The 206-nt window shown below is 62.6% G+C and carries 1 protein-coding gene; it reads right to left on the reverse strand.

The annotated features are described in order from the left end of the window. On the reverse strand, positions 1-206 hold a 206-nt coding region (locus tag DIE04_RS30325; RefSeq protein ID WP_311766344.1), incomplete at both ends, for a hypothetical protein.

The raw sequence follows: 206 nt of genomic DNA on the forward strand, positions 1-206 counted from the left end.
AGCTCGACCAACAGCTCGGTTGCGTCGCTTTCGACTTCCACGTCGACCGGCCTGTCGTCGGCTAATAGCTCGATCGGCTCGCTGTCCACCTCGACTTCGACCGGTATCAGCTCGCTGTCCACCGGCCTGAGCTCGACCAACAGCTCGGTTGCGTCGCTTTCGACTTCCACGTCGACCGGCCTGTCGTCGGCGAATAGCTCGATCGG

It is taken from the genome of Burkholderia sp. Bp8994, assembly GCF_003853805.1.
Taxonomy (GTDB): Bacteria; Pseudomonadota; Gammaproteobacteria; order Burkholderiales; family Burkholderiaceae; genus Burkholderia.